Genomic DNA, 12,984 nt, shown 5'->3' with positions numbered 1-12,984 from the left:
ATTAGGATATGAAAAAGATCAAACAATACTCTCTGTTCAGAAGGAACTTGCAATTGCAGAAATCTATCTTGTCTATACCTGTCATAGCCATGGCAAGCTTATTTGTCGGGATCTTTTTCTCCGCCTTTTTGCATACCTATGAGATCCAGAATATCTCCATTGTGGAGAGGATGATGGATGACAATAGCATATTTCCTCACTCTGCGTTGAAGTCCGATAACGGGCTTCCTCCACTATTGTATTGGATCATTGCCGGCACTTCTTACCTGATTGGAGGCGTTACAGCAGTCTCCGCTAAACTTCCTACGTTGATAAGTACTGTCGTGCTTTCTACGGCATTTTTTGTCTTTGTCGCCAACCGACAAAGGTTCAGGTTAGCGTACTTGGCTACCTTACTTCTGATAACAAGCGTTGGATTTCACTACTCCTCGGTGATTGCAAGCATTGATATGCTTTTCACGATGTTTGTGACATTGACCATGATGGCAATGTACAGATGGGAAGAAAAGGCGCAATTGAGAGGCCTGCCTTGGTGGTTGCCATTGCTCATATCCGGAGGAATTTTGACACAAGGTATTTTTGCATTGCTTTTCCCGCTTGCAGCATTTGGTATATATCTTTTCTTGTTGGGAAAATATAGAATGTCTCAAATCTTGCGAGTACTGCTTTATCTCCTTGTCACTTCGCTGCTTCTTCCTATACTTTGGTACATCACTGTATGGAAGGTAGAGGGGATAAGTCTCTTTTCTGCGCAGGGTATGGGGATTTTAGGGCTAGGAAGCACTGTTGTGAGTCACTCATTTGCTTGGTATAAAGTGTTGATTGGTACACTCATAGGTCTATCTCCTTGGATTATTTTGCCGATGTTCAGTGTTCGATCTAAAAAGACGGATACCGGGGGACAGACATCTAATGGAAACCCGTTGTATCTGTTATCTGCGATTATTGTCGTGGTATCGATCTTTTTTTCACTACTACCAAATATCTCTCAGTCAGCTTGTGTCCTCTTGATCTATCCTTTTGCTGCTTTGTTGATGGCACGACATGTGGTTAATCTGATCAAGAATGCTCGAATGTCCCTTAGGATTTTCAGTTTAATCATGGCAATGGGATCAACAATCCTTATTATATTCTTTGTATTGTTGTTGCTAAGTCCGGAGCAGATAATTGCATTTATGCCTAATCGTGCAGATATAGTATACTTATTGAACTCCGGTTTGACAGAGCATCTGTATCTGACGTGGGGACTACTGATAGCGATAGGAGCCGTTGTATTGGCTTTATTGTATCAGAACACTCGTCGCAACTTCACAAAGTTGATGTATTGCAACATCATAATTATGTTTTTCCTGAACTTACTTATAGATAGTGCCGTTTCTACTTGGGTGAGAGGTGGTGATATTTCGGTTCCTGAAAAAATAGAGGTGCGAGACTAAGTGATTAGTCGTCATGATGAGGATTTGGAGACTTATATTTTTAGTATATGTTGTACTGTTCGCAACGGCATGTTATCAATCTATCCGTACTGTAGGTACTATTGAGATAGATGCCGATAAGCCTGTTGTTCATGATGGACTATTGCCGGTAGGTCTCACTCTTGGAGGTAAAAGTATCAGTGGGAAAGATCTTTTGAGTCATAATTTGCTTATCAATGGAGGCTTTGAACTTGCTCCAAGGCTCGAAAATTGTAAATATGATTTCAATACCCAAGAAATAACAACTCCCAACGGTTATACGACGGTATACCCAGTTCCTGAAATCCATTTTGGTTGGAAGATTCTTCATGGTTTGAGCGCTGTGCAGAGGGCTGAGGGTGGAGCCTCATCTCTGTATCATATCAGTCTCATTCCTGCCAGAGATTCTCTCAATAGTGTGGAAATCATAAATACAGCACGCTTTTCTGTATTATCTCGTGACGCATACACTTTCTCTGCGAGGATGAAAGCGTCGTCTGATTCACTATCCATTAGTATCGTACTTGTTGATAGTGCTCTTGTCGAGTTGTCCGAGGCACAAAAGGTCCATCTTTCCTCTCAGACTTGGGAAAGAGTCATGGCCACGGTATCGCCAAATAAAAGTTCTGATGTCGCTCACATGATGATAAGAGTGAAAGGTCGTGGGAGTGTAAGCATTGATGATATCACATTTACTCCAAGTGATATGAAGCTGACACATAATCTCAGTGACTCCTTGTTCTATCTGATACGAGACTTTGGAGCCGGATTTATCCGTTTTCCGGAGGGGCGAGTTGCGAATGGTTTTTTCCCGGGTACTTATCCCCGGTGGGCAAGGGAGACTGATACGTCTTCAAAGTTTCCCTTTTGGACAATTAGTGGACATGAGTATACCGGGGATTTTGGGCTTGATGATTTCCTCCTCTTGTCTAAGTTGTTGAGGTTGCCCCCAATCCTCGTATCCAACATCGGTATGACCGATAGGACGGCAGCCCCCAGAGCAGAAAACATTAAGTTCTTGGGAGACCGTATCTCAGCTCATCTCGAACTTGGTAAGCATATCCTAAGCATTTATGACATAAGTAAAGACTCTGCCCATCTTATGCCGGCTATTCAAATGGGGTATGACATGACAAGCTATGATTATTTCAGACGCTTCAGTGCGATGAGTGAAGCATTCTGGGAGAACCATGTTCCGATAGACTTGATTAGTTCAGGAGACTTGAGAGTGCACCAAAGGTTTAGTGATCGTATTTTTGATGCCTCGTGTAAGCCTGTTAAATCCCCTATATTGTCAGATCTTGTCCCTGATATCAACGATAATATTTCGATGCTGAAGCAACCTATTATGCTGGGCGAGTGTCGCTTTTCTCGAGTAGATAGTACTCTCTTTATTCCTAATCTTATCCTCCGAGCATCCTTTTTAGTTAATGCTGAAAACTTGGCTTCAAACTTAAAAGGCTTGACTATATCACCTTTACTGGCTGAGAGAGGTGATACTGAGGCTTACCCCCTTGTTTATGTGGATGGAGGAAGATATATTCCTACACCTCTGTATTTTATGATGAAGGCTTATCTGGCTATGAGAGGACCTTTGCTTCGCTCTTTAAACGATTGTGCATCAGAGGATCTCAGTGGTTGGAAGCCTATCTATACATCTCTTACTTCAACAGCAGACAATAAAACTTTTTATCTCAAGGTCGTTAATACCACACGTCATCCATTGCCTTATCGTTTTGTTTTTAAGGGAAAGAATTTCTCTCCTCACGAAGTAAGGGGTGTCCATTTCCTTACAGAGGGTAAGACAACTACTACAAACCTGAAAGATTTTGATAAGTACATCAAAAAAACACAGACTTTGAAGCTCAATACTACTGCAAAAGATTGGGTATATACGATCCAACCATATGAGATAGTCTTCTTTGAGTTTCACTCTAAATGAAAGTAAAGATGCGGATTATAGGAATATTGGGGAAAGACAATGCGGCATGGCATATCGTGGATGGAAACACACAGATTAGGGCTTTTGAAACGAGTGCTCTTAACCCTGTCAACTCCACCTCGATCGAACCTTCCAAAATCCTCTCTCTGGAAGTCATGGACAAGCTGCCACAGGAGATTGCCACTGTCATTCTATATTGCACGGAGATGGATCAAAGAGGGAGAATCTCATTGGAGGAAGCATTGATTCAGCATTTTGATTGTCCCATAGAGATTCATGATTATCATCAAGGGTTAGCTTGCTCCATATGTGGAAGTACTCAAGGTGTAGTTGCGGTGGTTGAAGAAACTTCCACTGCGTGTCTTTATAACGGCCAGAGTATCACCCATACCATTCCTTCCTTAGGTTATATACATGGAGATCACGGAAGTAGTACGGTCTTAGGAGCCCGATTTATATCAGCCCTTTTATCACATAGATTACCTACTGATCTTTCTGAGTCCTTCTACCGCAATTATGGGGTCAATCACGGATTTCTCATGGCTAATGTCAAAAAAGAACCTTTGTCTCCTGAATTTCTACATACCATTGCATGGAAATTTATTTTCCCACACAGAGAAGATCCCGCGATCGAATCTCTTATCAGAACCTCTTGTGTGGATTTTTTGTCACACTCTGTACTCCCTCTTACCGATACACTCCCCGTGCATTTTATCGGAGAGATGACATCATTCTATGGTTCTACACTTTATTCCATTTGTCATAATTTGGGTATCAATATAGGGACTGTCTCTTCCAATGCAAAAGATCTCCTACTGTCTTCATACGTAAATCATGTTGTGTGATATGAAGTTGCTTTTCCTTCTATTTTCTCTGCTTATGACCAGCCATACAGCTGTCTTTTCACAGATTAAGGTCGGGGCAGAACGTATTTCAGAGATCCTCATCTATACTAAGGGTAAGCGTGTCGGGATAACAACCAATCACACTGCAGTCCTGGATACTCCACAAAAGACTCATCTCATCGATACCCTTCTCAGCCATGGCGTTGATATAGAGGCTCTATACACACCGGAACACGGATTGCGAGGAAATTATGATGCCGGTGTGGTTGTGGAATCAGGTTATGACTCCAAAACCAAGATAGTTGTTCATTCCCTTTATGGTAAAAGCAAAAGGCCCACAAGACATCAGCTTAAAGACATCGATTTGATGATCTTTGATATACAAGATGTCGGAGTACGTTTTTACACTTACATAAGTACGATGTATTATGTCATGGATGCTTGTGCTGAGTATGCTATACCTATGCTGATCCTCGACCGTCCCAATCCCCATGATACGATAGATGGTGCAGTGATGAAAGATAATAAGTATCGATCTTTTGTGAGTCTGCTGCCTATTCCTGCAGTTCACGGACTAACCCTTGGAGAGGCCGCTCTTATGATTAACGGAGAAAGGTGGCTTTCTCGTGGACGAACCGTTCCCCTTTCTGTTTTGCCTGTTATCGGTTGGAAGCATGGTGATCCATACTCGTTACCTCTGCCTCCTAGTCCAAATCTTCGTAGCGATAAAGCTATCGCACTCTATCCAACCATTTGTTACCTCGAAGCTTGCTCATGGAGTGAAGGGCGTGGTACGGACCATCCTTTCGAACAGGTAGGTTATCCCAACTCTCGCTGTGGGGAACATTCTTTTATCCCGACTTCTATGCCCGGTGCTTCTTCACCAAAGTATAAAAATAAGAAGTGTTATGGTCCATCGATCGTAGATTATCGTAGCGGCCAAGGAATAGATCTTGATTTGTTATTGAGGCTTTCAAGCATCTCAAAGCAAAATAATATTACTCTTATTTCCAAGCCCAAGCTATTTGATCTATTGGCCGGTAATTCACAACTGAGACGACAGATCAATAAAGGAATGTCGGCAACAGATATCCGAAAGAGCTGGCAAAAAGATCTTGACGAGTATAAAAAGAAGAGAGCCAAGTATATTTTGTATGAGGATTATACTCTCACATCTACATCCCCTCGATAGTTATGCAATATCAGATTGTATCCCCATTCAAACCCACGGGCGATCAGCCTCAAGCCATCGATGGTATTGTTACGGGCATTCGTTCCGGAGCGCATAAGCAGACTTTGCTTGGTGTAACGGGGTCGGGTAAGACCTTTACGGTTGCCAATGTGATCAAAGAGTTGGGACTTCCAACTCTCATCCTTAGCCACAATAAGACTTTGGCCGCACAGCTTTACGGGGAGTTCAAGACATTCTTCCCTCACAATGCTGTGGAGTATTTTGTATCGTACTACGATTACTACCAGCCGGAGGCCTACCTTGCATCTTCTGATATCTATATCGAGAAGGATATGGCTATCAATGCCGAGATTGAAAAACTTAGACTCAAGGCGACGGCATCGCTCCTATCCGGGCGCAATGACGTCATCATTGTCTCCTCTGTCTCTTGCATCTATGGTATGGCAAATCCTTCGGCCTATAGTTTCAAGATGGTATCTGTCAAAGAGGGAGATGTCATAGAACGAGATGTGCTTTTAAGGGCACTCGTAGATGCTTATTATATTCATAATAAGGATGATTTTCGACCGGGCTCTTTTCGCTCCAAAGGGGATACGATAGATATCTTTCCTGCTGTCGAAGGGTACGACGGTATTGCCTATCGGATCGAATTATGGGGTGATGAGGTTGAACGTATTACGAGCTTCAATCCAATGACGATGGAAGAGCTCGGTAGGCAAGATAAGGTTAATATCTACCCGGCCAACCTTTTCGTAACTACCAAAGAGCAAATAGCAATAGCTCTCGATCAGATAGAAGCGGATCTGGAAAAACAAGTGACCTTTTTCGAGAGTATGGGACGATCTGCGGAGTCTGTGAGATTGTATGAGCGTGTCACCAACGACATGGAGATGATAAGAGAGTTGGGTTACTGTTCCGGTATAGAGAACTACTCGAGATACTTTGACGGTAGAGCACCAGGAGACCGGCCTTACTGCCTTCTTGACTATTTCCCGTCCGATTTTCTTCTTGTTATCGATGAGAGTCACGTTACTGTTCCTCAGATACACGGGATGTATGGTGGCGACCGTTCTCGCAAGATGAGTCTTGTCGACTATGGATTCAGATTGCCTGCTGCGGTGGATAATAGACCCTTGCGTTTTGACGAATTTGAATCTCTTGTCGACAAAACAATATTTGTCAGTGCCACACCGGCGGAGTATGAGCTTCAACAAAGTGAAGGTGTTATTGTCGAACAGATAATCCGACCCACCGGGCTTCCTGATCCTATTATTGAAGTTCGTCCCACAGCATTTCAGATCGATGATCTCCAAGAGGAGATACATCTCCGCATCGAAAGAGATGAGAGGGTGCTTGTCACAACCTTGACCAAGCGTATGGCAGAAGAGCTATCGGATTACCTCAGTGACAATGGCATCCGTTGCGAATATATCCATAGCGATGTGGATACCTTGCGTAGAGTTGAAATTATGGAAGGGCTTAGGGCAGGGGAGTTTGATGTCCTCATTGGCGTGAATCTTTTGCGCGAGGGCCTTGATCTACCGGAGGTATCGCTCGTTGCCATATTGGATGCAGACAAGGAAGGCTTTTTACGTTCTCACCGTTCTCTCACACAGACCGCAGGACGTGCTGCTCGTAACCTGAACGGTTTGGTAATTTTCTACGCAGATACAGTCACCGAGAGTATGAGGCTTACGATGGAAGAGACTGCGAGACGCAGAGAAAAACAGTTGGCATACAATGCTCAGCACGGCATAGTACCTAAACAGGTTGTGAAGAAGAGTGCTTCTATTCTTGAACTCACCGGAGGAACTCCGAAGTCCGAACAAAAGTACGATTTTTCAGGTAAGAAGACTCGCATCGCTGCTGAAGCTCGTCCGCAATATCATTCTACAGATAGCTTGGAAGTTATGATAGAGAAGACAAGAGCTGCTATGCTACAAGCCTCCAAGGATCTCGATTTCATCTCCGCTGCTCAGTATCGGGATCGCTTATTGGAACTTCAGGCGAAAGTTGATGAGCAGAGTGCCTGATATTTAAAATAAACCAAATAGGGTTGCCCAAATCATGATTTGGGCAACCCTATCTTTTTATTTCTTGTTGTGTCTTTATAGACCGGACTCTGCAGTTACGGCTGGTTCAATTTTCTTGATCAAACCTTGTAGTACTTTCCCGGGACCATATTCAGCAAAATAGGTAGCACCATCGGCAACCATATTGTGTACAGTCTGTGTCCAAAGGACCGGTGCAGTGAGCTGTTTCACCAAGTTTGTTCTGATTGACTCTGCATCCGTATATGGCTTAGCATCTACATTTTGATAGACCGGACACTTTGCATTATTGAAATGAGTGTTGGCAATTGCTTCTGCAAGCTGTCCTCTTGCCGATTCCATGAAAGGACTGTGAAAGGCACCGCTTACGCTCAAAGGCAAAGCTCTCTTTGCTCCGGCTTCTTTTGCTGCAGCGCAAGCCATTTCTACCCCTTTTACAGATCCGGAGATAACGACCTGACCCGGACAGTTGAAGTTGGCCGGTATTACAATTTCTCCCTCTATCTTTGAGCAGATATCTGAGATGACATCGTCATCAAGTCCGAGGATTGCCGCCATTGTTGATGGAGCTTCTTCGCAAGACTTTTGCATCGCTTGAGCGCGTTGAGATACAAGTCTCAAAGCATCTTCAAATGACAAAACTTCAGCCAATGCAAGGGCTGTGAACTCTCCCAATGAGTGTCCTGCCACCATATCAGGTTGGAGCCCCGATGTCCTTACTTTAGCGCTGATATATGAGTGTATAAAGACCGCTGGTTGGGTTACTTTTGTCTGCTTGAGATCTTCGTCTGTCCCATTGAACATTATATCTGTAATCCTGAAGCCGAGGACTTCATTAGCAGACTCGAAGAGTTGGCGAGCCTCATCAGATGAGTCATAGAGGTCCTTTCCCATCCCTACAAACTGTGAGCCCTGCCCCGGAAAAACGAATACATTCATAGTATAATCAAATTTTAATAGTGATTTTTTGCGTTAATTCGTCCAAAGATACAAAAACTAACTATGATACCAAGTGTTTGTCCAAGAATTCCCTCAGCGGTTTTGGGAAAGCATATTCAGAATGCCTGTTTATCGGTAGTAATACCATCTCTTTGTCATTTGGATAGACATCATGTGGAGCATGTACGACATGGATTCTGATATTCAACAGTCTGTGGGTCAGCCTGTGCGTCGTATTATATACTTCCATTGTCCTGAAGTTTTTATCTGTGAGAGATAGATCCTTGAGGAGTACGGACGTGTCTTTGTGGCTTGTCTCCGATAGATGCAGCGGAAACTGATACAGCCCTTTCCATATCGACTGTTTACCTCGTCTCTCAGCCCAGAAATTATCTCCTTGAATGACAAATAGAAAGTCCAAATATTGCTTTTTTACAGCTACTCGTTTGGCTTTCACGGGGCGGTACTCTATATTTTTGGAAAAAGCACATTTGCAGACTTCCTGTACCGGACATTTTTCACACTTTGGAGATTTGGGACTGCATATCATGGCCCCAAGATCCATGATGCCTTGGTTGTAGATGCCCGGTGTCTCCGTATCCAGGAAACTCTGAGCAAGTTCTCTGAAAACCTTTTGTCCCGTTGTCGTATCTATGGGAATATCCAAGTCCAAAACGCGACTTAGTACTCTATATACATTTCCATCCACGACCGCAAGAGGGTCACCATAGGCAATGGACATGATTGCTGCGAGGGTATATGGCCCTATGCCTTTCAGTTTGGCAACATCTTCCTTCTCTCTTGGAAAGAGGCCATTATGTTCAGCTACAATACTTTTTGCTGCCTGATGTAGATTATGGGCTCGGGAATAGTAGCCAAGTCCCTGCCATATCAGTAATAGCTCGCTTTCTTCACTCTCAGCAAGATCCGTTACGGTCGGGTACTTCTCGATAAATCTTTTGTAGTAGTCCAAGCCCTGGATGACTTGGGTCTGCTGAAGGATTACCTCAGATATCCATATTTTGTATGGATCATTCGTACTTCGCCAAGGTAGTTTTCGACCGTTGTCAGTGTACCACTTGACAAGAGCTTTACGAAAATAAGTCACCACTCCTCTATCCAAGATGTCGGAGTGATGACCTATTATATTGTTGTCAGATTTCAATGTTTTGTTTTGAGCAGGAGTCGATTACAAGTTGTAGAGTAGGCTGATGGACTCATGTGAGCTTACTCTGCGTATAGCCTCTGCAAACATCTGTGCGACAGAAAGGATGCGTACATTCTTTCCTCCTCCATGATAAGGGATAGAGTTGGTAAAGATCATTTCTGTAAGCGCGGACTGTTCGATGCGAGATGTTGCCGGGTCACTCATCACGGCATGACTTGCAATAGCCCTTACGGACTTAGCACCGTTCTCCATCATAAGGTTTGCCGCCTTGGTGATTGTACCTGCTGTATCTACGATGTCGTCGATGAGAAGCACATCTTTGCCCTCAACATCCCCGATGATTCTCATCTCGTCTACGACATTGGCTTTGAGTCTGGATTTGTGGCAGATAACCATCGGTACTCCAAAAAACTTTGCATAAGAGTTGGCTCTTTTGGTACCACCTACGTCCGGTGTCGCTATGACAAGGTTTTCAAGATTGAGATTGTCCTTGATGTATTCTGTAAACACGCTTGACGCATAAAGGTGATCGACCGGTACATCAAAAAATCCTTGGATCTGATCAGCATGGAGGTCCATCGTGATCAGTCTTGATATCCCTGCCGCATACAACATATCTGCTATGAGCTTTGCTCCGATAGATACACGGGGTTTATCTTTACGATCTTGACGAGCCCAACCAAAATAAGGAATCACTGCCACGATATAGTGAGCACTTGCACGTTTGGCAGCATCGACCATCAGCAGGAGCTCGAGGAGATTGTCCGCAGTTGGGAAAGTAGACTGTACCAAATATACGTCCTTTCCACGTATGGACTCCTCATAGTAGACTGCAAACTCCCCATCCGCAAATCTATCAACTTTCATCTTGCCGAGAGGGCAATCAAGGTATTTACATATTTCTTCTGTAAGGTACTGGCTCTTGGTGCCTGCAAAGACAAGAAAATTATTCTGTTGCATCATCTGGATGTATTATTATGGGATTCAATGGGGTTATTATGCCAAGTTTTTGCCTTTTGGTTAATACACTGCAAAAATACCAAACTAAATCGATATAGTCTCCAAAAAACTGAGGGAATTTTGAACTTCTATACTTTCTGAAGAGGACAAAAATGAGTTTTAGACAAGTTAGAAGATAACAAACATGCATAGATGATTTTATGCAGAGACCGTAAATGGTTGTAGAAGGTCCGAGATCAAGTTAGACAACTGTCGATCGACAGTTGTCTAACTTGACAAATCGATATAGGCAACTTTTTTTGCCCCTCACACAAGAGTGCTATCTCAGTTCTCACTGAAAATAAAAAGACAGCTCCGATTGCGCACCGGAGCTGTCTTTGATCATATCGGATGGAAAGTTCTGTTGTTTAGTTGACCTTTATAGTATTTATGAGGTGAGATATATTTTCGGTAAAGAGTTTTACTGCCATTGCAAGAAGGATGATCCCGAAAAATTTACGCATCACGTAGACTCCACCTTTACCGACTAACTTCTCTACCCAGCTCACATGGCGAAGGACAAAGTAGACGATCAGGAGGTTGAGTATCGTTGCAATGATGATATTCACGACGTGATATTGGGCTCTGAATGACAGAAGTGTAGTGAATGATGCTGCACCGGCAATGAGAGGAAAGACGAGAGGCACGAGTGTCGCCGAGCCTGAGGGGCTGTCATCCTTGAATGCTACAACTCCGAATATCATCTCTATCGCAAGTACAAAAAGTATGATGGCACCGGCCGCTGCAAACGACTGAAGATCCACGTGAAGTAGACCTAAAAGTGCTTGCCCGAGAAATAGAAATGAGATCAGGATGATAGCAGAGTAGAGAAACGTCTTGAATGGTTCGATCTTTTGTCCTTTATCTTGCAGATTGATGATGATCGGAATCGCTCCGATGATGTCTATCACGGCGAATAGCACGATGAAGACGCTTGAAATCTCTGTAAAATTAACACTTTGTAATAATTCTGTCATAGCAGTTTTTTGTTTTGATTTCGGAGTATTTATTTGGTGTTTCTTATTCGGGAACAAAGTTAGCTAAAAAAAGATTTACTTCTTAATTTCTTCATTTAACGTATGCAGCTCCGTCGGAGTGTGATTGTCAGGCGTTTGATGCGGTGACGATAATTAGTTATTTTTGTTGGCAGATTACAAGTATAGAGTAAATACTTATTATAAAATATGACAGTTTTCGTTTCTTGGAGTGGTGGCAAAGATTGCATGTTTGCCACATATAAGTATCTTCGATCCAATCCGGAGTCCTCTGTGCATGCGCTGTTGCATATGAAGCGCAAGAGCTCGGCTCATGGATTTGCTGAAGATGTCATCATCGAACAAGCCGAAGCCATGAGCTTGCCCCTTATTATAAAGGAAGTCGGAGAGAGTGGGTATGAGGCTGCGTTCAAGGAGGCATTGGCTACACTCAAGGCGAAAGGTGTCGATACCGGAATCTTTGGCGACATATATCTTGAGGAGCACAAGGTGTGGGTTGAACGCGTCTGTGGAGAGATGGGAGTGACACCTCTCTTTCCATTGTGGGGAATGGATACCTCAACGATCATCAACGAGTTTGTCGCCTCCGGTTTCAAGACTCTCGTGGTTGCGATGCGAAGTGACCTGATGCCTATGTGCTTTCTCGGAAGAGTTATTGACGAAGAGTTTGTCCGTGACTTTTCTACTTTGCCGGATGTTGACCTTTGTGGTGAGCATGGAGAGTACCATTCTTATGTTTTTGATGGTCCTCTGTTTAGACGTCCTGCTCGATATGTAGGTGGAGAGACATGTGAGGAGAAGAAGCATCGGATCTTGCCTATCACGGCTCCTCCATACCTCAGTCAGGTGGAGACGGGGCTGGTACATATCTATACCGGAACCGGAAAAGGGAAGACAACATCTGCAGTGGGACTTGCTACAAGAGCTCTTGGAAGTGGATTGAGGGTTTTGTACTGCTCTTTTCACAAACGACCTGAAAAGTATCAAAATAGCGAGATCGACAGCCTGCGGAGGTTGGGTGCTGAGGTCTTTCATTTTGCTAAAGGGCATCCGGGTTTGGATAGACGCATAGATCCTGAAGTTCAGATGATTGAACTGGAAGAAGCTCTGCCATTTTTATCTGAAAAATTGAAGGTGACACAGCCTCATCTACTCATTATGGATGAGATATTAATATCAGTGAGGGACGGATTTTTGCCGGAGCAAACTTTGATAGAATTTGTCAAGAGTAAGCCTAAAGATACAGAGCTTGTCATGACGGGTAGAGGGGCTACACCCGGACTTATGGAAATCGCGGATTACGTTTCTGAGATCAATAAGGTCAAACACCCCTTTGACAGAGGGATCAGAAGTCGTAAGGGTATAGAGTGCTAAGTGTTTTTCAGTATATAGTCGGGAT

10 protein-coding genes are annotated in these 12,984 nt (G+C 43.5%); 6 read left to right on the top strand and 4 right to left on the bottom strand.

Translation table 11 applies throughout. From position 1 onward, the window contains the following. Nucleotides 1-8: 8 nt before the first annotated feature. From Q4A14_RS00135 to uvrB, 5 genes are read left to right on the top strand one after another with little or no spacing between them, the layout of a single operon-like run. Entirely contained in the window at nucleotides 9-1,436 is a 1,428-nt protein-coding gene (locus tag Q4A14_RS00135; RefSeq protein WP_303169028.1) for a glycosyltransferase family 39 protein, read from the top strand. A 13-nt stretch (nucleotides 1,437-1,449) separates the two neighbouring features. Further along, nucleotides 1,450-3,396 (top strand): hypothetical protein, encoded by a 1,947-nt coding sequence (locus Q4A14_RS00130; RefSeq protein WP_303169026.1) that lies wholly within the window; start codon nucleotides 1,450-1,452, stop codon nucleotides 3,394-3,396. Further along, nucleotides 3,393-4,241: a hypothetical protein gene (locus tag Q4A14_RS00125; RefSeq protein ID WP_303169025.1), complete on the top strand. Its 849-nt coding sequence runs from the start codon at nucleotides 3,393-3,395 to the stop codon at nucleotides 4,239-4,241. Before Q4A14_RS00130 ends, Q4A14_RS00125 begins: the two co-directional genes overlap by 4 nt. A 1-nt stretch (nucleotide 4,242) precedes the next feature. Then, a complete protein-coding gene (locus tag Q4A14_RS00120) occupies nucleotides 4,243-5,433 on the top strand; it encodes a DUF1343 domain-containing protein (protein ID WP_303169023.1) in 1,191 nt (396 codons plus the stop codon). A 2-nt stretch (nucleotides 5,434-5,435) separates the two neighbouring features. Next, complete coding sequence (gene uvrB, locus Q4A14_RS00115) at nucleotides 5,436-7,466, top strand: excinuclease ABC subunit UvrB (RefSeq protein ID WP_303169021.1); 2,031 nt, start codon at nucleotides 5,436-5,438, stop codon at nucleotides 7,464-7,466. Between the two features lie 75 nt (nucleotides 7,467-7,541). Here uvrB and fabD read toward each other — a convergent pair whose 3' ends face one another. From fabD to Q4A14_RS00095, 4 genes are all read right to left on the bottom strand, one after another. Further along, a complete protein-coding gene (gene fabD / locus Q4A14_RS00110) occupies nucleotides 7,542-8,423 on the bottom strand; it encodes an ACP S-malonyltransferase (protein ID WP_303169020.1) in 882 nt (293 codons plus the stop codon). Between the two features lie 61 nt (nucleotides 8,424-8,484). Beyond that, nucleotides 8,485-9,588, bottom strand: a complete 1,104-nt coding sequence (gene mutY, locus Q4A14_RS00105; RefSeq protein ID WP_303169018.1) for an A/G-specific adenine glycosylase — start codon at nucleotides 9,586-9,588, stop codon at nucleotides 8,485-8,487. Nucleotides 9,589-9,612: 24 nt separating this feature from the next. After that, nucleotides 9,613-10,554 (bottom strand): ribose-phosphate pyrophosphokinase, encoded by a 942-nt coding sequence (locus Q4A14_RS00100; protein WP_303169017.1) that lies wholly within the window; start codon nucleotides 10,552-10,554, stop codon nucleotides 9,613-9,615. Nucleotides 10,555-10,958: 404 nt separating this feature from the next. Beyond that, on the bottom strand, nucleotides 10,959-11,567 hold the full coding sequence (locus tag Q4A14_RS00095) for a MarC family protein (protein ID WP_303169015.1): 609 nt from the start codon (nucleotides 11,565-11,567) through the stop codon (nucleotides 10,959-10,961). 207 nt (nucleotides 11,568-11,774) lie between these two features. Here Q4A14_RS00095 and Q4A14_RS00090 point away from each other — a divergent pair, with 207 nt between their 5' ends. Next, nucleotides 11,775-12,959 (top strand): diphthine--ammonia ligase, encoded by a 1,185-nt coding sequence (locus tag Q4A14_RS00090; protein WP_303169014.1) that lies wholly within the window; start codon nucleotides 11,775-11,777, stop codon nucleotides 12,957-12,959. The last annotated feature ends 25 nt before the right edge of the window (nucleotides 12,960-12,984 follow it).

The organism is Porphyromonas sp., assembly GCF_030529325.1.
GTDB lineage: Bacteria > Bacteroidota > Bacteroidia > Bacteroidales > Porphyromonadaceae > Porphyromonas_A.
Note: the sequence above shows the minus strand (reverse complement) of the source record. Positions and strands in the feature narration are given on the sequence as shown.

Excerpts from the sequence above, each read along its gene's own strand:
- Q4A14_RS00090 (WP_303169014.1), top strand. The coding sequence starts at position 11,775 with ATGACAGTTTTCGTTTCTTGGAGTGGTGGCAAAGATTGCATGTTTGCC.
- Q4A14_RS00120 (WP_303169023.1), top strand. The coding sequence starts at position 4,243 with ATGAAGTTGCTTTTCCTTCTATTTTCTCTGCTTATGACCAGCCATACA.
- fabD (WP_303169020.1), bottom strand. The coding sequence starts at position 8,423 with ATGAATGTATTCGTTTTTCCGGGGCAGGGCTCACAGTTTGTAGGGATG.
- uvrB (WP_303169021.1), top strand. The coding sequence starts at position 5,436 with ATGCAATATCAGATTGTATCCCCATTCAAACCCACGGGCGATCAGCCT.
- Q4A14_RS00135 (WP_303169028.1), top strand. The coding sequence starts at position 9 with ATGAAAAAGATCAAACAATACTCTCTGTTCAGAAGGAACTTGCAATTG.
- Q4A14_RS00130 (WP_303169026.1), top strand. The coding sequence starts at position 1,450 with ATGATGAGGATTTGGAGACTTATATTTTTAGTATATGTTGTACTGTTC.
- Q4A14_RS00100 (WP_303169017.1), bottom strand. The coding sequence starts at position 10,554 with ATGATGCAACAGAATAATTTTCTTGTCTTTGCAGGCACCAAGAGCCAG.
- Q4A14_RS00125 (WP_303169025.1), top strand. The coding sequence starts at position 3,393 with ATGAAAGTAAAGATGCGGATTATAGGAATATTGGGGAAAGACAATGCG.
- Q4A14_RS00095 (WP_303169015.1), bottom strand. The coding sequence starts at position 11,567 with ATGACAGAATTATTACAAAGTGTTAATTTTACAGAGATTTCAAGCGTC.